The organism is Nonomuraea sp. NPDC004702, assembly GCF_053601695.1.
In genome coordinates this window covers 1-21,641 of the sequence record NZ_JBSGCE010000007.1, presented here as the reverse complement: position 1 = coordinate 21,641, position 21,641 = coordinate 1, and the positions used below count along the sequence as shown (strand labels likewise).

The 21,641-nt window shown below is 71.8% G+C and carries 24 protein-coding genes and 1 pseudogene; 12 read left to right on the top strand and 13 right to left on the bottom strand.

The window, feature by feature from the left end; all coding sequences use genetic code 11:
- Positions 1-12: 12 nt before the first annotated feature.
- Positions 13-1,005: a zinc-binding dehydrogenase gene (locus tag ACWEJ6_RS11475; RefSeq protein WP_452423129.1), complete on the bottom strand. Its 993-nt coding sequence runs from the start codon at positions 1,003-1,005 to the stop codon at positions 13-15.
- Positions 1,006-1,222: 217 nt separating this feature from the next.
- On the opposite strand from ACWEJ6_RS11475, the gene ACWEJ6_RS11470 reads away from it, so the two are divergent.
- The gene (locus tag ACWEJ6_RS11470) at positions 1,223-1,570 is read left to right on the top strand and encodes a hypothetical protein (protein WP_452423127.1); all 348 of its coding nucleotides are present in this window, start codon (positions 1,223-1,225) and stop codon (positions 1,568-1,570) included.
- Between the two features lie 63 nt (positions 1,571-1,633).
- Here the strand turns inward: ACWEJ6_RS11470 and ACWEJ6_RS11465 are convergent, their stop codons facing one another.
- Complete coding sequence (locus ACWEJ6_RS11465; RefSeq protein WP_452423125.1) at positions 1,634-2,095, bottom strand: DoxX family protein; 462 nt, start codon at positions 2,093-2,095, stop codon at positions 1,634-1,636.
- Between the two features lie 81 nt (positions 2,096-2,176).
- On the opposite strand from ACWEJ6_RS11465, the gene ACWEJ6_RS11460 reads away from it, so the two are divergent.
- Positions 2,177-2,764 (top strand): TetR/AcrR family transcriptional regulator, encoded by a 588-nt coding sequence (locus tag ACWEJ6_RS11460; protein ID WP_452423123.1) that lies wholly within the window; start codon positions 2,177-2,179, stop codon positions 2,762-2,764.
- A 55-nt stretch (positions 2,765-2,819) separates the two neighbouring features.
- Here ACWEJ6_RS11460 and ACWEJ6_RS11455 read toward each other — a convergent pair whose 3' ends face one another.
- Complete coding sequence (locus tag ACWEJ6_RS11455; protein ID WP_452423121.1) at positions 2,820-3,794, bottom strand: DUF5937 family protein; 975 nt, start codon at positions 3,792-3,794, stop codon at positions 2,820-2,822.
- A gap of 69 nt (positions 3,795-3,863) precedes the next feature.
- On the opposite strand from ACWEJ6_RS11455, the gene ACWEJ6_RS11450 reads away from it, so the two are divergent.
- Positions 3,864-4,715, top strand: coding sequence for an alpha/beta fold hydrolase (locus ACWEJ6_RS11450; protein WP_452423119.1), 852 nt, complete (start codon positions 3,864-3,866; stop codon positions 4,713-4,715).
- 301 nt (positions 4,716-5,016) lie between these two features.
- Positions 5,017-5,292: a hypothetical protein gene (locus tag ACWEJ6_RS11445; RefSeq protein WP_452423117.1), complete on the top strand. Its 276-nt coding sequence runs from the start codon at positions 5,017-5,019 to the stop codon at positions 5,290-5,292.
- Between the two features lie 16 nt (positions 5,293-5,308).
- On the opposite strand, the gene ACWEJ6_RS11440 is transcribed toward ACWEJ6_RS11445, so the two are convergent.
- Positions 5,309-6,151, bottom strand: coding sequence for a universal stress protein (locus ACWEJ6_RS11440; protein WP_452423115.1), 843 nt, complete (start codon positions 6,149-6,151; stop codon positions 5,309-5,311).
- Positions 6,152-6,266: 115 nt separating this feature from the next.
- Here ACWEJ6_RS11440 and ACWEJ6_RS11435 point away from each other — a divergent pair, with 115 nt between their 5' ends.
- Entirely contained in the window at positions 6,267-6,776 is a 510-nt protein-coding gene (locus tag ACWEJ6_RS11435) for a hypothetical protein (protein ID WP_452423113.1), read from the top strand.
- A gap of 61 nt (positions 6,777-6,837) precedes the next feature.
- On the opposite strand, the gene ACWEJ6_RS11430 is transcribed toward ACWEJ6_RS11435, so the two are convergent.
- Positions 6,838-8,658, bottom strand: coding sequence for a M4 family metallopeptidase (locus ACWEJ6_RS11430; RefSeq protein ID WP_452423111.1), 1,821 nt, complete (start codon positions 8,656-8,658; stop codon positions 6,838-6,840).
- Between the two features lie 222 nt (positions 8,659-8,880).
- Between ACWEJ6_RS11430 and ACWEJ6_RS11425 the strand changes: the two genes are divergently transcribed.
- Positions 8,881-10,194 (top strand): hypothetical protein, encoded by a 1,314-nt coding sequence (locus ACWEJ6_RS11425; RefSeq protein ID WP_452423109.1) that lies wholly within the window; start codon positions 8,881-8,883, stop codon positions 10,192-10,194.
- 30 nt (positions 10,195-10,224) lie between these two features.
- Here ACWEJ6_RS11425 and ACWEJ6_RS11420 read toward each other — a convergent pair whose 3' ends face one another.
- On the bottom strand, positions 10,225-11,283 hold the full coding sequence (locus tag ACWEJ6_RS11420) for a polyprenyl synthetase family protein (protein WP_452423107.1): 1,059 nt from the start codon (positions 11,281-11,283) through the stop codon (positions 10,225-10,227).
- Positions 11,284-11,539: 256 nt separating this feature from the next.
- Here ACWEJ6_RS11420 and ACWEJ6_RS11415 point away from each other — a divergent pair, with 256 nt between their 5' ends.
- The gene (locus ACWEJ6_RS11415; protein WP_387676024.1) at positions 11,540-12,091 is read left to right on the top strand and encodes a GNAT family N-acetyltransferase; all 552 of its coding nucleotides are present in this window, start codon (positions 11,540-11,542) and stop codon (positions 12,089-12,091) included.
- An 89-nt stretch (positions 12,092-12,180) separates the two neighbouring features.
- Here ACWEJ6_RS11415 and ACWEJ6_RS11410 read toward each other — a convergent pair whose 3' ends face one another.
- Together ACWEJ6_RS11410 and ACWEJ6_RS11405 are read right to left on the bottom strand one after the other, a co-directional pair.
- Positions 12,181-12,606, bottom strand: a complete 426-nt coding sequence (locus ACWEJ6_RS11410; RefSeq protein ID WP_452423105.1) for an NUDIX hydrolase — start codon at positions 12,604-12,606, stop codon at positions 12,181-12,183.
- Positions 12,607-12,657: 51 nt separating this feature from the next.
- Positions 12,658-13,314, bottom strand: a pseudogene (locus tag ACWEJ6_RS11405) (MFS transporter); the annotation flags it as partial.
- Positions 13,315-13,343: 29 nt separating this feature from the next.
- Here ACWEJ6_RS11405 and ACWEJ6_RS11400 point away from each other — a divergent pair.
- A complete protein-coding gene (locus tag ACWEJ6_RS11400; RefSeq protein ID WP_452423103.1) occupies positions 13,344-13,901 on the top strand; it encodes a TetR/AcrR family transcriptional regulator in 558 nt (185 codons plus the stop codon).
- A gap of 20 nt (positions 13,902-13,921) precedes the next feature.
- Here the strand turns inward: ACWEJ6_RS11400 and ACWEJ6_RS11395 are convergent, their stop codons facing one another.
- Positions 13,922-14,563, bottom strand: coding sequence for a TetR family transcriptional regulator (locus ACWEJ6_RS11395; RefSeq protein WP_452423102.1), 642 nt, complete (start codon positions 14,561-14,563; stop codon positions 13,922-13,924).
- Positions 14,564-14,638: 75 nt separating this feature from the next.
- Here ACWEJ6_RS11395 and ACWEJ6_RS11390 point away from each other — a divergent pair, with 75 nt between their 5' ends.
- The 3 genes from ACWEJ6_RS11390 (at position 14,639) to ACWEJ6_RS11380 (ending at position 17,341) form a co-directional block, all read left to right on the top strand.
- Complete coding sequence (locus tag ACWEJ6_RS11390; protein WP_452423100.1) at positions 14,639-15,568, top strand: zinc-binding dehydrogenase; 930 nt, start codon at positions 14,639-14,641, stop codon at positions 15,566-15,568.
- Between the two features lie 47 nt (positions 15,569-15,615).
- Positions 15,616-16,215 carry a hypothetical protein gene (locus tag ACWEJ6_RS11385; RefSeq protein WP_452423098.1) on the top strand — a complete coding sequence of 200 codons (600 nt, stop codon included), beginning with the start codon at positions 15,616-15,618 and terminating at the stop codon, positions 16,213-16,215.
- 421 nt (positions 16,216-16,636) lie between these two features.
- Positions 16,637-17,341: a hypothetical protein gene (locus ACWEJ6_RS11380; RefSeq protein WP_452423096.1), complete on the top strand. Its 705-nt coding sequence runs from the start codon at positions 16,637-16,639 to the stop codon at positions 17,339-17,341.
- 99 nt (positions 17,342-17,440) lie between these two features.
- Here ACWEJ6_RS11380 and ACWEJ6_RS11375 read toward each other — a convergent pair whose 3' ends face one another.
- Positions 17,441-18,262 carry an MBL fold metallo-hydrolase gene (locus tag ACWEJ6_RS11375; protein WP_452423094.1) on the bottom strand — a complete coding sequence of 274 codons (822 nt, stop codon included), beginning with the start codon at positions 18,260-18,262 and terminating at the stop codon, positions 17,441-17,443.
- A gap of 113 nt (positions 18,263-18,375) precedes the next feature.
- On the opposite strand from ACWEJ6_RS11375, the gene ACWEJ6_RS11370 reads away from it, so the two are divergent.
- Positions 18,376-18,984 carry a helix-turn-helix domain-containing protein gene (locus ACWEJ6_RS11370; protein ID WP_449924655.1) on the top strand — a complete coding sequence of 203 codons (609 nt, stop codon included), beginning with the start codon at positions 18,376-18,378 and terminating at the stop codon, positions 18,982-18,984.
- A 22-nt stretch (positions 18,985-19,006) separates the two neighbouring features.
- Here ACWEJ6_RS11370 and ACWEJ6_RS11365 read toward each other — a convergent pair whose 3' ends face one another.
- The 3 genes from ACWEJ6_RS11365 to ACWEJ6_RS11355 form a co-directional block, all read right to left on the bottom strand.
- On the bottom strand, positions 19,007-20,143 hold the full coding sequence (locus tag ACWEJ6_RS11365; RefSeq protein WP_452423092.1) for a hypothetical protein: 1,137 nt from the start codon (positions 20,141-20,143) through the stop codon (positions 19,007-19,009).
- On the bottom strand, positions 20,140-20,679 hold the full coding sequence (locus ACWEJ6_RS11360; protein ID WP_452423090.1) for a SigE family RNA polymerase sigma factor: 540 nt from the start codon (positions 20,677-20,679) through the stop codon (positions 20,140-20,142). Before ACWEJ6_RS11360 ends, ACWEJ6_RS11365 begins: the two co-directional genes overlap by 4 nt.
- A gap of 118 nt (positions 20,680-20,797) precedes the next feature.
- On the bottom strand, positions 20,798-21,641 hold an 844-nt coding region (locus ACWEJ6_RS11355; RefSeq protein ID WP_452423088.1), incomplete at its 5' end, for a hypothetical protein.

The window sequence follows — 21,641 nt, the reverse complement described above, 5'->3', positions numbered from 1 at the left end:
AAGGGGACTCTTTCAGGGCAGCAGGGCCAGTTTGCCGACGGTGGCCCTGGCCTGCAGTTCCGTCAGCGCCTTCGGGCCGTCGGCCAGTTCGTACACGGTGGGCAGGCCGGGGGAGAGCACGCCGGCCGCGATCAGTGCGGACAGCTCACCCATGAGCTCGCCGAAGACCTGCGGTGCCGCCTGGCTCAGCACGCCGATATTGAGGCCGATGATGTGGATCTGGTGCTTGTACACCAGGTCCCAGTTGGTGATCGGGACTTCGCCGCCGGCCAGGCCGTAGACGACGACACGGCCGGTGACCCGTCTGGCGGCGGCAAGGCCGGCGTCGAAGGCGGCGCCGCCGGCCGACTCCAGCACGAGGTCGGCGCCGCGACCGCCGGTCAGCCGCAGCACCTCGGCGGCGAGGTCGCCGCCGAGAGAGTCCAGAACGTGGTCGGCTCCCAGCGCCAGCACGGTCTCGTGCTTGTCCGGCGAGGCGGTGGCGATGACCGTCGCACCGTAGTGCTTGGCCATTCTCACCGCGGCCTGGCCGGTCCCGCCCGCCGCGGCGTGGATCAGCACGACGTGCCCGGCGGCGACGCCTCCCAAAGGCTTGAGCGCGGCCAGCGCGGTGGGCCAGTTCACGACCAGCCCCAGTGCCTGCTGATCCGTCCAGCCCGAAGGCACCGGCACCGCCGCGGCCGCGGACAGGACCATGTACTCGGCGAAAGCGCCGGTTCCCACGCCGACGACCCGGGTCCCCGGCAGGGGACCGGTCACGGCCTCGCCCATCGCGACGACCTCACCGGCGGCCTCGAAACCTGCCAGGTACGGCGGCCGGGGGCCGCCCGCGAACACGCCGTGGGCCTTCGAGATGTCGGCGAAGTTGACCCCGGCGGCGGTGACGCGGATCAGGACCTCGCCCCGGCCGGGGCTCGGCACCGGCGCGTCGACGATCAGGCGCATGTCCTGTGGGCCGTTGAGGGACGTCTGCTGCAGCGCGCGCATGGTCGCGGGAACGCTCATTGGCGATCAGCTCTTCTTTCTCGGCGTACATGACAGATCGGCCCGGCGCGCGAGCCGATCTCTCATGTAGACCCCGGCCGCCACAGAAAGGAATCGGCCCCCCGAGCGGCATGGCATCAGCTTGCCGACTCAACGAATCCTCAATGCATCTTCAACGCGGCTCGGTTCAGACTCCCCATGACGTTCGACCCATCTTCGAATGAAACAGGGAGTGACCATGCACATCGTCCGTGCGATCAAGGCTCCGCTGTCCGGTCTGGCCTGCGCGGCAACGCTCACGCTGGGCGTCACCTCGTTCCCGGCGCCCGCGAGCGCGACCGTCACCCAGGCGCAGGCCGTTCCGGCGTCCGTGGCGGCAGGGAGAACCACGGCGCCGCCCTGCATCGAGCGGAGTGTGAGCAAGAAGAGGAAAACGGTCTGGATCTCGAATCGCTGCGGCAGGACGATGAAGGTGAAGGTCGTCGTCAAACACGGCCCCGACTCCTACTGCCGCACCCTGCGCGACTCCGAGACCATCTACTACCCCTGGCATTTCGGCTCCTATGACCGCACCGTGAACTGCTAGCCCCAGCTTTCCCCCGAACTCGCCGACGCCGGACGCCGACGTGTGGATCGACGGCCCCCAAGCTCATACGGCTGCCGCGACGGCGGCGGCGATGAAGAGCACTTGAAGGGCCGTACGGGCCGGCAGCGGGGTCACGGGTTTCCCGGCCAGCGTGAGGCCGCGGCGGGCCGCCGAGACGTTGGCCGGGAACATGGCGATCATGAGCAGCGCCAGCCCGATCGCCGCGTACGGCGCGACCGGCGCGAACAGCAACCCCGCGGCGCCGGCCAGTTCGAGGACGCCGGTGAGGGTGACCAGCAGGGCCGGCTGCGGGAACGACGGCGGGATCATCGCGACGAAGTCGCGGCGCCACGAGGGCAGGAAGTGGGGCACGCCGGTGAGGACGAACATCAGGGCCAGAGCGCCGCGCAGGGCCGGCTGCCAGGCGTCCAGTGCGTCGACGCCGGCCAGGCCGACGAGCCGCAGGACGACGAAGCCACCGATGAGGGCGATGAACGGAACCATTCCGTCCTCCAATCTTGTCATTGGACAGATTGGAGGGAGGTTCGTCATCTTGTCAATGTCAAGCTAGGGTGTGGTCGTCCCGCTGAGCCTTGGAACGCGGAGGTGAGGAACATCAGCCAGCCGTCCTACCACCACGGCAACCTGCGGCGCGTCATCATCGACGCCGCGCTGCAGGCCATCGGCGAATCCGGCCCGGCCGGATGGAGCCTGCGCGAGCTGGCCCGCCGGGCCGGCGTCTCGCACGCCGCCCCCGCCTACCACTTCGGCGACAAGCAAGGGCTGCTGACGGCCGTGGCCGCCGAGGGCTTCACCATGTTCGCCGACGCTCTTGAGCACGCCGCCTCCGACGTGTGGGAGGTCGGCGTCGCCTACCTCCGTTTCGGCCTCGACCACCGGCCCCACTTCGAGGTGATGTTCCGGCCGGAGCTCTACCGGGTGGACGATCCCGGCGTTCGATCCGCGCAGCAGCGCGCCGCGGACGTCCTCAACGCCAGCGCCCACTCGCTGTCGCCGAGCGCGGAACACGACCGGACGACCACGGTCGCCGCGTGGTCGCTGGCGCACGGCTTCACCACCCTGTGGCTGAGCGGCGCCTTGCCGGAAAGCGCGGACGGAGACCCGGAGGCCCTGGCCCGCTCGATGCTCCGCCTCGTCCTCGGCGCCGTGGCGGGCGGGGCGGGCAGCCCGTGATCTGACGGCCGGCGGCCTCGCCCGTCCTGCACCCTGAGACCTGACTCCCGTCGTGTCAGTGACCGTTCGGGGCCGGACCGTCCATCAGGTGGGTCGCTCGTTCCGTGCGCAGGTGGAGGGCCGTGCGGCCCTTGCGTTGTGTCGCCACCAGCCCTGCCCCCCGCAGCGCGCCCAGGTGTTGTGACACCGCGCTCGGCGTGATGTTCAGGCGGGCGGCCAGGGCGGCGGTCGTCAGGGGTTCGGCCAAGGCGGCGAGGATCAGCGTTCTCGTGTGGCCGAGCACCGGGATCAGGCCCGTCAGCGCCGGTCGGGGCGACTCCCGGAGCAGGCCGACGCCCATCGCCGGATAGCGGATCGACGCGGCGGCGATCGGGGCCTTGTCGACGCCCACGTCCGGCCAGTTGAAGACGCTGGGCTGCAGAACGAGGCCATGCCCGCCGGTGTCCACCGTGAACACGGAGTGCGGGGTGCGCCGGCCGTGCACGACCAGCTGGCCGTCGTCCCAGGCGATGTCGCGGTGCAACTCGGCGAACAGCGCCTGCACCCCGCCCTCCACCAGGGTCAGCGCACGCCGTCCGATGTCGGCCTCCAGCACGGCGCACATCCGGCCCCACTGGGGCGCGATCAGCAGCTCGTGGCAGCGGTGCAGCGCCTCGGCCAGCCTTGGCAGGACCGTCGCGGGCTCGGGGACGTCCTCGGCCGGCATGCCCAGGACCGCGCCGTACTCCTGCCGGAAGAAGTCGTCCTGCGTGGCGCGTACCAGGTCCAGCTCCGTCGCGATGGACGGCACGCGCTCAGCCGGCGCTGGAAACAGGAACGACGGCAGCGGCCCGGCGATCAGCGCGCGCAGCAGCGGCAGCTCGCGCTCGCGCGCCAGCAGCGGGCGCGCCTGGCGCACCCAGGGCCGGTGGACGGCATGACCGCCCGTGCCGAACAGGATCCGCAGCGCCAGCACCGTCTCGCCCAGCGGTGAGACGGCGAATCGCACCTTCGCGACCGACGCCGCGGTGAACCTGATCTCGACCGCCATCCGCCCCTCATCATGTAGCTGTGGCTTAACGATAGCCGCGGCGCGCCGTTTCCCCGCAGGCTGGCGGGCATGGACTTCTTCACCTCCCACGACGGCCTCAAGCTCGCCTGCCACGTGTCCGGCGACGGCCCCCCTGTGGTCTGCCTGCCCGGCGGGCCGATGCAGGCCTCCGCCTATCTCGGCGACCTCGGGGGCCTCTCGGCGCACCGGCGGCTGATCATGGCGGATCTGCGGGGCACCGGGCGGTCCGCCGTGCCGCCGGACACCGCCTCGTACCGTTGCGACCGCCTTGTCGACGACGTCGAGGCCCTGCGCGAGCACCTTGGGCTCGATCGGATGGACCTGCTCTCCCATTCCGGGGGCACGAATCTGGCCGTGCTCTACGCGGCTCGCCATCCGGAACGCGTCGGAAGGCTCGTTCTGGTCGCTCCGAGCGTCGCCGCCGTCGGCGTCAGGATCACCGAGGAGGTCCGGCGGGAGACCGCCCGGCTGCGCGAGGGGGAGCCGTGGTTCCCGGAGGCGTTCGCGGCCCTGGAGAAGGTCATGTCAGGCCAGGCCACCGGCGACGCCTTCCAGGCCATCGCGCCGTTCTGGTACGGCCGCTGGGACGAGACGGCCCAGGCGCACAAGGCCGCCGAGGACGAGCAGCGGAACAACGAGGCGGCAGCCGTCTTCGGCGCCGAGGGCGCCTTCGCCCCCGACGCCACCCGCGCCGCGCTCACCCGTTTCACCTCGCCGGTGCTGCTGCTCGCGGGCGAGGTGGACCTGAACTCCCCGCCCGCCGCGGTGGCCGAGGTCGCCGCGCTGTTCCCGCGCGCCGAGCTCGTCGTACAGGCCGGGGCAGGGCACTTTCCGTGGCTCGACGACGCCGGCCGGTTCGTGGCCACCACCTCGGCGTTCCTGCGTCAGGCGGCCGGGTGAGCGCACACCAGGCCGGAGATCGTTCTCATCGCCGCGGCACCGTCTCTCCGCCCTGCGAGAGGTCGAAGGGCGCGGGGGAGTGGCCTGCCCAGATCCGGCGGGAGACCTCTTCGGGGTAGGGGAGAGTGGCCGGCTCGGCGTCCAGGACGCGGGTCAGCCAGCGTGCCGAGCGCCAGGGGGACGTCGAGGCTGTGGCAGGCGCCCAGGGCGCCGCCGAGCGCCGGGGCGGTCCAGCACAGTTCGAACAGGTACGAGGTGCCGCCGGCTTGCGGCGTTGGCCTCGGCCAGCTGCTGTGACGGCATGCGGAAGAGGGCGTCGGAGTACACCGTCTCCACCAGCTCCTCCGGACCGGCCTGCGGAAACCCGGCGCGGTACGCCCGCGCGCCATGCGGCCGGGGTGCGAGCAGTTCCAGGGCCGTGCGCGCGTCCTGCTCGGTGAAGCCGCCTCACCCCCTCCTCGAACTGGACGTGATCGCCCCCCAGGACGCCCTCACCGCGATCGACCTGCATCTGGACAGGCTGTTCGCCGACATCGCCCCTGGCGAGCAGCCCGTCAGGTCCGGCGTGTTCGGGTGACAGGGCGTCCGGCCCGTCAACGGGACGCGCTGGAGGCCCCGCCAGGAGGCACCACGGCCACCGGGCAGGCCGCGTGGTGGAGCACCCCGTGGCTCACCGAGCCCAGCATCGTGGAGGCGAAGTCGCCCAGCCCGCGCGAGCTCACCACGACCAGGTCGGCCGTGGACGACGCGTTCCTGAGGGCGGCGACCGGATGATCGCACACCTGCTCGTCCACGATCCGCACGTCAGGGTTCCCCTCCCGCCACGGGATCACCTCCTGGGCGGCGTCGCGGGCGTTCTCCTCGAAGCTCTCGCCGGTCATCCTGTAGGCGGAGGCGTACGAGGACAGGATCGGCGGCCGCCAGGCGTAGAGCACCAGGAGCTCCGCGTCCTGGGCACGGGCCTGCTTCAGGGCGTACTCCATGGCGGCCGGTGACTGCCAGCCGTCGTATCCGACCACGATCCGGCCGCGGCGCATCGTGGCGGCCTCCCGGACGACCACGACCGGGCTCGCGGCGTGCCCGGCCAGCGCCAGGCTCGTGGAGCCGAGCACCATCCCGGCGAAACCGCCCCGCCCTCTGCTGCCCAGCACCAGGCTGTCGGCCTCCGCCGACTCCCGCACCAGGTCGTCCACCACCGGACCGGGCAGGATCTCCGTGCCGACCTCCACGCCGGGAACCAGGCCGCGCGCCCGGTCCGCCGCCGCTTCCAGCATCCCGGCGCAGTATTCGGCCGTTCCGACGTCGCCTGTCCACGGCTCGCACACGTGCACCAGCCGCAGCGCCAGCGAGCGCCTGCGGGCGTCCGCCGCGGCCCACTCGACGGCCGCCATCGAGGGCGGCGAGCCGTCCACGCCCGCCACGATCCGTCCAGCCATCTTCCGCCTCCCCCGAGCCCCCGCCCTTCCCCTACCCCGAACCCGCCCACCGTCATGTCTGGCGTGACCAGTCACCACCAGTGGATCACAAGACGGCCCTGGTAGATCAGGGCGGGTGAACGATGCTCTTCATCCGCTCAGCCGCAGGGAAGGCCCGTCCGGGGCGGACGAGCCGTCCGAGGCCGAGCGGCCGGTGCTCCCGCTCGACACCTCGCTGCCCGACGTGTGCGTGCGCCTGCCCGCGTGCCTGGCGCGGCACGTCCGGTCGGAAGGCGGGATGGGCCGGCTGCTGGGCGGCCTGGCCTTCTCGTGGGGGGTGTACGGGCTGCTGTGGGCCGCGGCCGGGATCTGGCTGCCGGGACCGTCCGCGCTCGCGGTCGCGGCGGCCCTGACGCTGCCGCCCGTACTGGTGTCGCTGGTGCTGCACCGCAGGCGGGGGCATCGAGGGTGGTGCTGGGTTCTACGGTCACTGGATCCGGACGCGGTCATGATGGTCATGGCCCTTCTCCTCGGCCCGTTCCGGTGGCTCGAACCGGTCTTCTGGGCGGCGGTCTGGCCCTTCCGTCAGATCCTGCGGTTGTTCGCCTGGATCGGGCGGGTTCTGTCAGCGTTGGGCGATCTGTAGCGCTCGCCTGCGCGGCCGCCGCGACCCCAGCCGGGCACAGCCCGGCTGAGGCGTCATCGGCTCATGGGGCCACGGTCAGGGTGAGGGTGGCTGTGTGGTCGAGGGCGACGCCGTCGCCCAGCACCGTGATCGGGTAGGTGCCGGACGGGGTGCTCGCGCCGGCCGTGACGGTCAGCGTGGAGGTGGCGCCGGTGGTGATGCTCGACGGGCTGAAGGAGGCCGTCATGCCCGCCGGAAGCCCCCTGGCGTACAGCGAGATCTGCTGCGGGGCGCCCGAGACGACGGCGCTGCCGACGGTGACGCTCACGGTCTGGCGGGGCTGCACGGTCGCCGCGGCGGGGTTGACCGCGACCGAGAAGTCGCACGTGTACGGCTCGCCGGCCCGCGCGGGCACGCGGACGGCGTTCCACGCGGCCTTGACCGTGTTGTACTCCAGGCACGACGAGGGGAACATGTCCAGGGCCGCCTGCAGCGAGGCGCGGCGGGCCATGGTGTGCGGCCAGGCGGAGGTCTTGCGCAGCAGCGTGCCCATGTAGATCTGGCCCGCCTTGCGCGCGCCGAGCCCGACGATGGAGGAGGAGTCGCAGGTCGGGCTGGGCGGCTGGCCGTTCGTCGGGTTGCTGCCCTCGGCCAGCAGGTAGAACCAGTGGTTCTGGACGCCGGCCCCGACCTGGGGCGGCATCGACGGCACCGCGCTGCTGTAGCAGTCGGGGTGACCGGGGATCAGCGACGGCTTGTACATGTAGCGGATCGGGCCGGTTCCGTCGACGTTGACCTCCTCGCCGACGGTGTAGTCCGGCGGGTCGAGGGTGGCGGGCTCGTTGGCGTACTGCTCGGTCAGCGCGCCGAAGATGTCGCCGGTGGACTCGTTGAGTATGGCCTTCTCGTTGTCGCCGAGGTCGATGCCGGGCGTGGTGGCGAAGACGATGTGGCCGTACTCGTGCGCCACGACGTCCATCGCGGTGAGCTGGCGCAGGTTGTCGGAGGTGTGGCCGAAGACGGTGTTGACGCCGTTCCAGTAGGCGTTGACGTCGTTCAGGCCGACGCGGGCGGGGTAGCCGTCGCCGGCTCCGTTGAAGCCGGAGCGTCCCAGCCAGGTCTTGAGCATGTCCCATTCGGTGTCGATCGCGAAGAGCGTGTCGACGCAGGCGGTTTCGAGGTTGGTGCCGCTGCCGTTGCCCCAGTAGTCGTCGGGCCCGGTGAAGGCGGAGCCGTTAGGGCCGCCGCAGCGCACGTTCCGCCGCACCGGGTCGATCATGGCGAAGGAGGAGCCGGTCGCCATGGTGCCGATGGTGACCGGGTTGCCGTTGTAGTAGCTGTTGCCCACCCCCGCCTTGACCTCGTCGGACTTCAGGACGACCGCGCCGGTCAGCGCGTCGACGAAGACGTGCAGCCTGCTCTCCCTGCCGCCGACGGCGCCGTGGACGAGCACCTCGTAGGCCAGCCGGCCGCGTCCCTGAGCCATGACCACCAGCCGGGGCGCGGCGATCGAGGAGACCTGGGGCAGCTGGCCCCTGGCCACGCGGACCGCCTCGGCGGCGCCGAGCCTGGGCGTGGTGGCCACGTCCAGGGGGCTGTCCTGGGAGACGGAGGTGCTCAGGACCTCGCCGGTGGCCGCGCTGACCACGACGAAGTCGCCGCCGTAGACGGGCAGCCCCGCGTACGTGCGGGTGTAGGGCGTGTAGCGCAGCCCGTTCTGCCCTTCGATCGGGCCCTGCCGTACGTACGCGTCCTCGGTCGAGCTGTGCAGCAGTGCGGGCCTGGCCTTCACCAGGAGGTCGGCGGGATCGCCTTTGGAGGCGTTCGCCGGGCCGGGGACCGAAGTGGCCACGAGCACACAGACGGCACTCGTGACCAGGGCTAACACGGCATTGCGTCTCATGGGGTCGCTCCTCTTGCGCCGGCGGGCGATGGACGGGGTCACCTGCATTTGAGTTGATGAACTACAGGAGGTCAATATCGAGGTAAATAGGCGGAAAAATCGGGATTTATGGCCATTTCAGGCCGGAGCCGATGACAGAAGGAACTCCACCGTCAGCACGTATCTGAGGCATGCCGGACCTGCTCGGGAGGGGCAGCCACACACATCCCCCAGGAGGCGTCCATGCCCAGGATCGGGTTCGAATGGCAGTTCCAGCGCAACGAGCTGAGGTTTCTGGCAGATACCAAGAACGGCTGGCAGACCGAGGACGCCCTGCCGTCCAAGGGACGCGTCTGCTACTGGCAGGACCCCGGGATCGCCATCGAGTCCGACGGCGGCGACGTCGAGATCATCACCGACTCGGTGACGACGTGGGCCCCCCTGCGCCGTCAGCTCGTCCTCATCGGCGAGCTGATCAGCCTGCTGACGGGCCGTTCACCCGACACCACCAAGCTTCCTGCCACGTTCCTGCGGTCCGACGAGCAGGAGGACGAGGCGACGACCGGCACCCGGCGATCGAGCAGGGCCCGGACGAGCGCCAAGACGCAGGCCGTGCGCGTGGCCCAGGGACACCTCAGGACCCACGACGACGTCCAGCCGACCGACGGGCTGCGCTTCGTGCCGGGCACCAACGTGGGCAACATCATCACCGTGTCCCTGGCCGCGCCCATCAAGCGGTGCGACTTCGACTCCGCCGGCAACCCGGTGATGACGCCCGTCTACGCCAAGGGCGACGTGCTGGCCTTGGCCGCCGGCAGGGACCTCGTCCACGGCACGGCTCAGGCCACCCTGGACGTGCCGCTGGCCGAGCTGCCCGCCCGGCTGGGGGTGCTCGGCTTCGACCCGAGCGCCCGGGTGGCCGCATGGCTGCAGGGACGTCACCAGACGGCCAACCTCATCGGGTTCGTCACGCTGATCCAGTACATCCTGTGGGTCTTCGCCCATCAGAACCTCACCTCCGGCGACGGGCCGAAGGCGGGCTTCGCGCTGCTGCCGCGCACGAACCTGCGCTCGGTCTACATGAACGCGCTGACGGAGGTGGAACGGTCCGCCTTCGACGCCATGGTCAACGCCCTGTCCGACGGGGACAAGAACTCCCGGGTGTGCCCCCGGCCGTACGGTCTGGGCGGGCGGCAGACGTATGACAACCAGCTCAGCCTCTTCTGGTGGCTGCGCTCGATCCAGGGCGGCGACCCGGGCCAGGGCGACGAGACGCTGGCCCTCCACATGAGCGGCGACGGCCCGCGCGGCATCGCCTACGACGCGATGTCCCCGCCGCGCGGCTACCCCGCCCACGAGCCCTTCCCCGGACGGCCGGCGGAGTGGTTCACGTACTCCATGGGGCAGAAGACGACGCCGTACAAGGCGACGCACGTGGTCGTGGAGTACCGGCAGACCGACCTGTTCGGCCTGAAGAACGGCATGGGAACCTACGAGCAGTTCGTCACCGCGGCGATGGACGCGGCCCGCAGCGCCGGTCTGGACGTGCCGCACTGACGGCTCCGCCCCTGGATCAGCCGGAACGGCTCACTGGTGGGCGGGGGGCTCAGCATCGCCCACCAGGTAGATGCCGGCGAGGGTGACCGCGTCGCGGTAGACGGCCGGCGGCGGGTCGGCTTCCTGGAGGCTCCGGAGGGCCAGGCGCAGGTGCGCGCGGTTCTGTTCACGGGTCCAGGCGCGGCCGCCGCACCGGTCGATCAGGTCCGCGACGGCGGCCAGCCCCTCCTCGGCGGGCTCGCCGTCCCCTTGGTAGAACGCGGCGAGCCGCTCGCTGTCGCGGTGCCCCGATTCCAGGCACGCCGCGACCGTGGGCGTGATCTTGCGACGGCGGACGTCACCGTAGCGCGACCGGCTGAGCTGCTCCGCCGGCCACAGGTCCGACAGATCGTTGTGGTACTGCACGGCCATGCCGAGATGGAACCCGAACCGGCCGACGGCCTCCACCTGCGCGCCGGAGGCGTCGGTCAGCAGGGCGGGCAGGCAGCACACCGCGCGCACGCCCTCGGCGGTCTTGGCCGCCTGCACGGAGACGGCCTGGTCGAGGCTGGTCTCGCAGCGGCCCTCGTGCTCCTCGTCGCGGACCTGGCCCGCGCACAGCTGGAGCCAGCCCGCGCGCATCGTCCGCAGCGCCTGCTGGGTCCGGGGGTGCGGGTGCTCGCCCAGGTGGGAGAAGGCCAGGGCCAGCAGGGCGTCACCGGCCATGATGGCGTGCCCGGTGGTGTAGGCCGCCAGGACGGTGGGCCGGCCGCGACGCCGGGCCTCCAGGTCGACGATGTCGTCGTGCAGGGTGGCCACGTTCATGAGGAGGTTGCCGGCGACGACGGCGGGCAGGCCGCGTTCGACCGGGCCGCCGTCGATGCCCGCGCACAGCAGGGTGAAGGCGATGCCCTTGCGTCCGGTTCCGCCGCGGACACCGGTGGCCGGCCCGCCGTCCCGGCCGGCCCAGCCGTAGTGGTAGTACACGCTCTCCCGCAGCGGTGAGGGCAGGCAGTTCACCGCGCGCATGAGCGCCGGATCGGTGATCCGCGCCGTGTCGGCCAGGATCTGCTCGGCGGTGCGGCCGGGTCCGGGCGGGGCGGCAGGCATGTCGGGCGGCTCCGTTCTTCCCCGGGTGTGTTTCTGCAGGTTAAGCGGTGAGTGCGGGGGAGAGCGGGTTGCGGGCCGGTGTGTCGCCGATGCCCAGATTTAATCTACATTGTAAAGGCGCTCGGGCGACCGCGCGCGGCTTCCTGGTCACCGACCACCTGGACCAGATGCCCGCCTTCCGCGCCGAGGCGGGTTCCGTCGTCCGGCTCGGGGAACACCGGCCGCTCGGCGCGGGCGGCGAGTAAGGTCAGCGTGCATGTACCCGGTCACGATCTCCTCCCCGAGGCTGGCCCTCCGGGAGTTCGTCCCGACAGACGTCGACGGGCTTCTGGCCATTTACGGCGACCCGCGGGTCACCGAGCACATGAGCTTCGAGCCCCGAAACCGGGAGCAGGTCGAGAGCACCATGGCGGGCGTGATCGAGTCGGCCCGCAACGACCCGCGCACGGACTACTGCCTCGCCGCGGTGCTGCCGGACGGCGAGCTGGTGGCGTTCGCGCGCGTCTCGATCGACTTCGGCCACCCGCTGCAGAACAGTGCCCAGATCGGGTTCGCGCTGCGCGCGGACCGGTGGCGTCAGGGGTTGGGCGCCGAGGTCGTCCGTCTGCTCCTGCGGCTCGGGTTCGAGCAGCTCGGCGTCCACCGCGTCTGGGGCGCGCGAAGCCCGCTCAACGAGGCGTCCGGGCGGGTCATGAGCAGGCTGGGGATGGTCGAGGAGGGCGTCATCCGCGGGCACCTGAAGCTGGCCGGCGGGTGGCGTGATTCGGTCGTCCACTCCATCCTGGCCCCCGAGTGGAAGGCGAGGTGACCGGCAGCTGGCACCGAGGCCCGCACGGCCGTGTCGGCCTCGGCCTGCGGCGTCACCCCGATCAGGGATGGCGATCGACGCGCCGGTGCTCACGGCTTCAGGTAGCCGGCGGCGACCAGCCCCGCGAAGGCGAGGTCGGTGTCGGTCATCTGCCCGCTGAGCACGTGCTGGACGAACGCGCCGACCGGCATGAGCACGGTCTCGATGAACTCGCCGTCATCCATTCTCGGCTCGGCGACCTTCCGGCACCCGCGGGCCAGGACCGCGTGGCGGCGATGTGAGGCGTACGACGCCAGAAAGGTCCGCATGACCACTTCGAGCGTCGCGGCTTCGTAGCCGGTCTCCTCCAGCAGTTCCCGCGCCGCCGCGACCTCGACCGGTTCGTCGCCGTCCGCGTTCCCGCCCGGCAACTCCAGCAGTACGCGTCCAGGCCCCGGCCGGTACTGCCGGGCCAGCACCACCTGCTCATCGTCGGTGAGGGCGACGGTCGCGCCGCCCGCGAGGATGTCCCACACGTCTTCGTTGCCGTCCGGGTGGCGGGGCTCAGCCGGGCGAGGCTGGAGGGCCTACGGCGCCTCAGGCGCGGCCGCGGGAGCCGGACGGGTCTTCATGGTCAGGGCCAGGAGGATCGCGGCGGCGGTGAACACGGCGGCGACGGTGAAGGCCGCGGTGGCCCCCTCGGTGAGGACCTGGTGGGACGGTCCGCGCGAAGCGCGCGTGGCCGCGCCGAACACCGTGACGAGGATGGCCAGCCCCAGCGCGCCACCGATCTGCTGCATGACGTTGAGCAGGCCCGAGGCAGCGCCGGCGTCCTGCGCCTGGGCGCCGGCGGACAACACGGTGGTGGCTCCCACCAGCAGGGCGCCCATGCCGAGACCGGCGATCATCATCGGGCCGAGCAGCGCGGAGGCGTAGTCGCTCTGGGGCGTCAGCCGCGTCATCCACAGCAGGGCCAGGCTGATCGTCCCGGCGCCGGCGGCGATCAGCGTCTTGGCGCCCAGGCGCGGCAGCAGCCGGGCCGCCGCTCCCGAAGAGGCCAGGATCACCAGGGCCAGCGGCACGAAGGCGAAGCCCGCCTGCAACGGGCTGTATCCGCGGACCTGCTGCAGGAACTGGGTGAGGAAGAAGAACATGCCGTTGCCCGCGGCCAGCACGAACAGCAGCACGACGTAGCCGCCGGCGCGGTTGCGGTCGGCGAACAGCCGCAGCGGCACGATCGGCTGCCGGGCACGGGACTCGACGGGCCCGGCCCGTGGGGCGCAAAGACGCGCGACGCAATTACGAGCGGCTCCTGGCGACCGCCCAGGCGGCGTTCGCCGAACACGGCGTCGGCGCGTCGCTGAACGACATCGCGCGCACCGCCGGCGTCGGCAACGTGACGCTCTACCGGCACTTCCCGACCCGCCAGGCGCTGCTGGAGGCGCTGCTGGGCGAAAGCCTGCGCGGCTTGCGGGCCCGCTCGGACGAGCTGCTCACCTCACCGTCCCCGAGCAGGGCCCTGATCACCTGGACGACGGCCGCCGTCGAGCACGCCATGGCCTATCGCGGCCTGGTCGACGCCCTCGTGGACAGCCTCGCCGACCCCGCGTCCGAACTCCACGCCACCTGCCAGGCCGTCAAGGCCGCCGGGGCACAACTGCTGACCAGGGCGCAGCAGGCGGGGGAGATCCGGCCCGATGTGGACGCGTCCGCCCTCTTCTCGCTGATCGCTTCAGTCGCCTGGGCGGTGGAGCGGACCCCCGCACACCGTGATCAGCTTCTGGCCGTCATGTTCGACGGGCTCCACCGCCGGGCGGATGGGCCGGCCTGAACCTGCTGGCCCAGGGGGGCTCAGCGGCCCGGCTCGTCGCCGGTGAACGTGGCCGCCTGCGGCGTGGCCGCGAAGACGGTGCGCAGTTCGGCGAGCAGGTCGTCGAGCGTGGGGTCCGGTGAGGCGGTGGTCCAGCCGCGCAGGGCGGCGTGGAAGGCGGCCACCAGCAGGTCGAGCGCGAGCCTGGGCCGGTGGTCGCGGTCGCCGAGGCCGAGCCGCCTGCGCAGGATGGTCTCGAAGGCCGCGCTGGTGCGGTCGCAGAACTGCAGCCCGTGCGCGGCGATGGACGGCGTACGCTGCGACAGCTCCTGACTGAGCCGCACGCGGGCCACCCATTCCGGCCCATCCGCCGACATTCGCCGCACCGCCGCGAGCATCGCCTCCTGCAGCACCTCCAGCACGGGACGGCCGCCGAGCGGCGCGTGCTCGACGTCGTCGAGGAGCGCGGTCCACAGCGCCTCCAGCGGGGCGGAGGCGACCTCCTCCTTGCTGGCGAAGTTGCGGAAGAACGTGCGCTTGGAGACCTCGACCTCCGCGCACAGCTCGTCAAGGGTCACCTGGTCGAAGCCGCGCTCGGTGAACAGCGCGAGCGCGGTGTCCACCAGGGCGGCCCTGGTCTTGAGCTTCTTGCGCTCGCGGAGCGGCAGCAGGTCGGCGGTCATCGTCCCCAGTGTATCCGGAGCGCATATGCCTCCTATAGGCTTATGCCACTCAGTGGCACTTTGGAGGATGTCATCATGCGCGCTTTGATCGTCGACCGTTCCGTTCCCGGTGGTCTGCGGGTGGGCCAGGCGCCCGACCCGGTGCCGGCGTCCGGCGAGGCGCTGGTCCGCGTCACCGCCACGTCGCTCAACTACGGCGAGGTCAGGCACGCCCTGCAGGAGGCGCCCGAGGGCACGGTGCTCGGCTGGGACGCGGCGGGGGTCGTCGTCCAGGCGGCGGCCGACGGCTCGGGGCCCGCCGCGGGCACGCCCGTGGTCACGCTGGGCTGGGACGGCGGGTGGGCCGAGCTGCGGGCCGTCCCGACCGACCGGATCGGGGTGGTGCCGCAGGGCGCGGACCCCGGCGCGATCAGCACGATCCCGGTCGCCGGCGCCACCGCGCTGCGCGCGCTCGACCGCCTCGGGCCGATCCTGGGGCGGCGCGTCCTGGTCACCGGCGCGACGGGCGGCGTCGGCCGGTACGCCGTGCAGCTCGCCCGGCTCGGCGGCGCGTACGTCATCGCCGCCACCGGCGACCCGGACCGGCACGGCGACGGGCTGCGCGCGCTCGGCGCGGACGAGGTCGTCACCGCCCCCGCCGAGAGCGGCGGACGGCTCGACGGCGTCCTGGACCTGCTCGGCGGCGTCCCGCTGGTCGAGGCGTTCGACCAGCTCACCGAGGGCGGCACGCTGGTCGCCGTCGGCCACTCCACGGGCGAGGGCGAGATCTTCCCGTTCGGCGCGCTGTTCGGCGGGCCCGACCGCCACGACCGCTCGCTGGTGACCTTCCACCTGCTCTACTGCCAGGGCCTGCACCGCGACCTGACCTGGCTGGCCGGGCGGGTCGCGGACGGCACGCTGAGCCCGGAGATCACCTGGCGCGGCGGCTGGGACGACGCCGCCGAGGCGGCGACCGCCCTCCTCGACCGCCGCGTGCACGGCAAGGCGGTGCTCGACCTGGCGTGAGAGGCGGGCTGGACGAGGCGTTCGAACAGGCCGCGAGGAGACACGGCGTGCCGGAGAGCGTCCTGCTCGCCGTCTCGTACATGGAGTCGCGCTGGGACTGCACGGCGGCAGGCCCAGTACGGCGGGCGGGTTCGGCCCCACGCACCTCACCGACGGCGCCATGCTGCGCACCTCGCGGCATCACCACATCGACCGGGAAGAGGACCCGCGCGGCCGCCCGCGCCGCCACCGGGCAGCGCTACGTCGTCGCCGACCGGCAGGGCGAGTGGACCGCCATCTGGTACCTGGGGCAGAAGGCGTGGTTCCACAGCCCGGAGTCCGGTCCGGTGGCCGTGCCCGGCCGGGCCCGGACGGCGACGCCCCGGCCCGGCCTGGACGCCGTCCCCGTGTACGGCCGCGCCTACCCGGAGGAGGCGGCGTACCCGCCGGACGTGGAGGTGCAGCCGCTGGTCCCGCTGCGGTACACGTTCCCGGCCGGGCAGGCGTACACGGTCGGACTGACCGCCACCGGCGAGTACTACAGGGCGACGACCTTCGACACCACGCAGCACCGGGTGGTCCGCGGCACCCAGGGGTACCACCAGATCCAGTTCGGCCACCGCGTCATGTTCGTCAGGAGCGAGGACGTCGTGGTGACCGACGCGTGAGCGCGACCCCGGCGTGCTCGGGGGGATCGAGCCGCGGCCGGGCCCGCTCCTCGTGTCGTCGCCCTGGAGGAACGCGGTGCCGAACTCGGCCGGCACCCATGGGAGCTGATCGGTTGATTCGCCGGAGGATGTCATCCATAGTGGCCGCAGAAGCGAGGATTCGCCGAGAAAGGCGGGACCGCAGATGCCGGCTGCGCGCCCTCCCCGTCGTCATGATCACCTGATTGCTCGGCGCAGGTGGTGGCACAGGCCCTGGGCGAAGTGGATAGGCGTCTCAGTGGCGACGCCCGTGCTGGTAGGCGTGTTGACCTGGGCCGTTCAGCGTCCGTTCTCCTCGACGGGAGTGCCTGCCACGCCTGCTCCGACGAAGACGTCTACTTCACCTACCTTGCAGAAGGAAGCGGAGGGACGACCAATTCTGGTGGACTTCGTGAAGATAGATCCGGAGCCCAACCCCACGCGAGTTCTGCCAGATCCTGTCGAGTTGTCACAAGCCGAACTCGCCTCGCTCAACCGGCTTCCCGCCGAGGGCCAGGAATCATGGTTCCGGGAGCACGGTTCCGTCGAGCTTGACTGGCTCCAGGCCCAGGTGATCCTGCGTGGCAACAGCGAGCACAAGGTCCGCATCACCGAGATCAACGCCGTCAAACAGTGTTCCTCCCCGTTCGACGGGACACTGTTCTACAGCCCTCCCGGAGGCGCCGACGACGATGTCATCCGCCTCGGCTTCGACCTGGACCAGCCGGACTCCCGGGCGCAACTCATGACGGGATGGAGCTGGAAAGGAGACTACTTCGACCAGAAGACCATCTCGCTGGTTCGGGGCGAGGACATCGTCCTGCAGTTCGTGACGACGACGGCCGAACATTACTGCAGCTTCTCGTTCGCGGTGAACTACCTGGTCGCCGGCCGTCCGGGAACGCTGACGATAGACGACCACGGCAAACCGTTCAGGCTGAACGCTTTGATCAAGGACATGGACGACTTCCCTTACGGGGACTACCGCAGATATCGCTCGTTGTACGTGGGAGGGCTGGGGGACCCCACCGGCAAACATCCCGAGTGGGTGAAGTGGCGGGCAGATGATCTCAGGAAGGCCGAGAACGCCCGGCTCTCCAGCGAGTAAGCGACGGCTGCCGGGCCGCCACGGGGCGGCCCGGATGCGACGCCGCCCGGGAACTCCGTGGCCGCCGTCATGAGCGCGGGCCGGAGCCGGCGGGGTCGATCAGCCGATCGGCGGTGCGAGGTAGTCCAGCGCGTAGCCCTCGCCGGAGGGGGTCACGCGCGCGATGCCGGGTGAGTCGAGGTGGGCGCCGGCCACGAAGTGGTGTGGCCGGCTCAGTCGTTCGAGCAGCGCCGCTCGCGCGGCGCGGGCCTCGGCCTGGTCGCCGTCGAGCTCCCAGGACACCTTCGGCCGATCGAACTGCAGTGTCGGGACGTGCACGGTGTCGCCCCAGACGAGAAGACGGCCGGCGGAGCTGCTGATCTCGTAGACGGTGTGCCCGGGGGTGTGGCCCGGCGTCGGGAGCGCGGTGGCCCACTCGTTGATCGCCACCTTCTCCGACACGGGCACGACCCGGTCGCGGATCGGCTCCAGCCGCCGCCCGGCGAAGACCGAGACGTCGCCCGCGCCGATCCACACGCGCTCAAGCTTCGGGAACGCCTCTGAGCCGTCCGGCGCGATCAGGCCGCTCACGTGGTCTTCGTGGTTGTGGGTGATGGCCGCGTCCGTCACGTCGGCGCGGTCGACCCCCGCCTCGTCGAGCGCGTCGTAGATCAGCCCCATGGTGGGGACGTGCCAGGCGTCGGACGCGCCGGTGTCGATGAGCACCGACCGCGTGCCGTCGGTGACGTAGAAGGCGTTGACCGACAGCCGCAGGTTGCCGTCGGCCAGCGGGACGGCGGCCGGCAGCTCGCCGAGCGTGCGCCCGTCCTCGTCGCGCAGCCGCGTGGGCGGCATGTCGATGTACCCGTCGCGCAACGAGATCACCCGCAGCTCGCCGAATTCGAACGTGGCGTGGAGCCGGCCACCCGAACTGAAACGCATGGAACCTCCGTCATGTCGGGCGCGCATCGCCCGTCTTCAATAGAAGACATTATCTTCTTTAGGAGAAACCGTACACTGTGGGACAGCGAGGGACGGATCGATCGAGGAGCACGGTGGTCGAGAAAGACGGAAACGTGGCCGAACCGCAGCACGGTGACGACCTGGCCGGCGCGTTCGGCGTCAACGTGCGGCGACGTCGCGAGGAGGCGGGCCTGACGCTGGAGCAGCTGTCCGCGCAGTCGTCGGTCAGCCGGGCGATGTTGTCCAAGGTCGAACGCGGTGAGAAGAGCCCGACGATCGGCGTCGCGTCGAGGATCGCCCACGCGCTCGACGCGTCGCTCTCGGACCTGATCGGCGCGCCGGCCGGGGCCGCGTCCGGCGTGGCCGTCGTCATGCGCAGGAACCATCGTCCCGTGTTCCGTGACCCGGAGACCGGCTTCGAGCGGCACATGGTGTCCGCGGCCCCGGGCGCGGGAGGAGCCGAGATGGTCTTCCACCACCTCCCCGCCCAGGTGTCCACCGGGCTGCTGCCCGCCTATCCGCCGGGTACGGAGAAACAGCTCCTGGTGCTCGAAGGCAGTCTCACCGTCGCGATCGGCGGGATCAACGAGACCCTGGAGACCGGCGACTCCCTGTTCTTCCAGGCCGACGCCGACCACGGCTTCGCCAACCGGACGAACGCTCCCTGCGAGTACATCATGTTCATCTCGCGCCGAACCTGATCGGCCGGGAAGCACCCTCCGGCTACAGGCGACGGCAGTTCCGCGGGCGTTCCGGGCGGTCGTCGGTCCAGCCCGTCGTCGGCGTCCAGGTCTGGGAGTCCACGGTCTGTCCTTCGGACAGGCCCACGGCGTCCTCTCCGGCCTTGGTGACCTCCGCCAGGATCTCGCCGGTCGCCGGGTCGAGGACGGTCGTATGGTCCTCGATCACCTCGTCGTCCTCGCCGAACTCCCTGAAGTACCGCTTGCCCTTGCCGAAGTCCACGGCCAGGCCCTCCCGGCTCAGCGGGTCCCTGACCACCCCCCGGACGGCGGTCGTCGGCAGGTCGGCCAGCAGGCGCAGGACGGTGGCCCGGACGGCCGGGCGGAGGGGCTTCGACAGCAGGAACCGGGAGCCGGCGACGACCTCCTCCAGCGGCCGCGTCGCGCCCTTGTCCTTCTTGGCCGCCTCGGCCCTCAGCCACTCCCGCAGCCCCTTCTCGTCGGCGGGCAGCGCCAGGATCTCGGCCGCGGTGTAACCGCCGAGCGCGGTGGCGCCGGGTCCGCGGACCGGCGCGACGTCGCGGGTGTACTGGCAGGCCGTGTCCTTCGCGAGCATCGGCAGCTTCACGCAGGCGGCGGCGCTCGTGCCGGAGGTGCACACCCGCTGCACCTTGGCGGGCGATCCCGCGGCCCGCCAGGCGCGATCGTCGGCCGGCGTCGCGGGGCTGAGGATCGGTTCACCGTACTGCGTCTGCACGGGATCCTTGGGGTCGCGTGGCAGCCAGAGCGCCGACTCGGAGGAGAGCTTCGCGTTGAACGCGCGTCCCCCGGCTCGTACCCGGATCAGGGTGTCGCTCAGCGCCGACTTGTACCAGTAGGCGCCCTGGTGTTCCGGCAGCCGCGCGATGCGGGCCGCCAGGCGGCGCAGTTCCTCGTTGCCGTCGGCGGCGTGCGGCGCGGGGTTCGACACGGGGGCGGGCACGGCGATCAGGTTCGAGACCAGCACGACCGCCGCGAGGACGACGGCGACCGCCGCCGCGGCCAGGATCGGCAGCCCTCGAAGGCCCCGTCGCGGCTGGACCGCGGCAGGGGAGGCGACCGGTGCGAGGCTCTCGGGGGACACCAGTTCCGCGCCGGCGGTGAAGGCGTCGCGGAGCCGGTCCTCGATGTCACGGGTCATCGTTCCTCCTCCAGTTCGGCGGCGAGCGCCCGCAGCGCACGGGATGCCGTCGACTTGACCGTTCCGCGGCTGATCCCCATCACCTGGGCGATCTCCGCCTCCGACAGTTCAAGGTAGAAACGCAGCACCAGCACCTCGCGCTGGCGCCGCGGCAGGTCCCGGACGGCCTGGAACACCTGCCGCCGGGTCTCACCCAGCAGCGCCGCGGCCTCGGCCGACCAGAGCGGAACCTCGCGTTGGCCGCGGAACCGCCCGATGACCGCCCTGCGCCGCAACACCATCCGGCTTCCGTTGAGCACGGCCGTGCGCAGGTAGGGCAGCACCTGTTCGTGGTCGGCCAGCGTGCTCCACCTGCGGTACACCGCGGCGAAGGCGTCCTGGACCACGTCCTCGGCGGTCTCCTGGTCGCCGACCAGCAGGAACGCCAGCCGTACCAGGGCGAGCCGGTGATAGAGGAATAACTCGGTCACCGCCGCGTCGACCGACGCCGCGGCGGCCGGCGAACGGGGAGGGCCGTGAGTGATGTCGAACTGCATGTCTTCTCCATGCGCGAGCACCCGCGAAGGTTGCGTCACGCCGGCACGATTCCGGCGAAAAGCTCGACCTCCAGCGGAGTCCCACATGCGACCGCCGCCTGACGACGAAGCCTGGAGCTCACCCGGGTCTCGCGTCCGCGGCCTTGAGGGCTTCGAGCAGTTCGGCGGGTGGCGTGCCGCGGCCGGCGGTGAGTGCGGCGGCGAAGGCCGTCCCGCCGAGCTCCGCGCGAAGCGCGCGCCGCAGCCGGCTGTCGCCCGGCCCGCCGGGGCCGCCCGCACCGCCGGGCCCGTCGGGGCCGGTGGGTGTCGCGGCGCCCAGCAGCCGGGCCGAGCGGGCCGCGAAGCCGGCGGCGTGTTCGGTCTCGGCGAGCAGTCGCAGGCCGGCGGCGATCAGGTTGTGGTCGTTGAGGGAGATCGCGGTGCCGGCGCCCTGGAGGAGATGGCGTCGCGCGCCCCGGTGGTCGCCGCGTGAGGCGGCCGCGCGGCCGAGCCCCAGACGGCAGTAGGTCGCGCAGCGAAGGTCTCCGATGCGGTGGAACTCCGGCAGGAGCTCGGTGAGCAGCGCCGTCGCCGCCTCCTGGTCGTCGCGGTGCTGGGTGAGGCGGGCCCAGTGGAGCTGGGCGTGCAGGCGTTCGTGGTCGCTTCCCGTGCTCAGGGCGAGGTCGAGCGCCTCGTTCAGGCAGGTCTCGGCCTCCGCCAGGCGGACCTCGTCGCGGATCAGGCGGCCCGCGAGGTGGTTGAGGCAGTTGGCGCGCTTCACGTGGTCGCCCAGGCGGCCGAACAGGGCCGCCGCGGCGCGGAGCCGGTCCACCGCGGTCGCGGTGTCGCCCGCCATGCTCCCGAGCACGGACAACGCCAGCGCGTGATGCCAGTCGTCGCCCAGCCGTCCGAACACCGCGGACGCGCCGTCGAGCGCCCGGGCCGCCTCGGCGTGCCCGCGCCGGTAGAGCGCCACCTGGCCG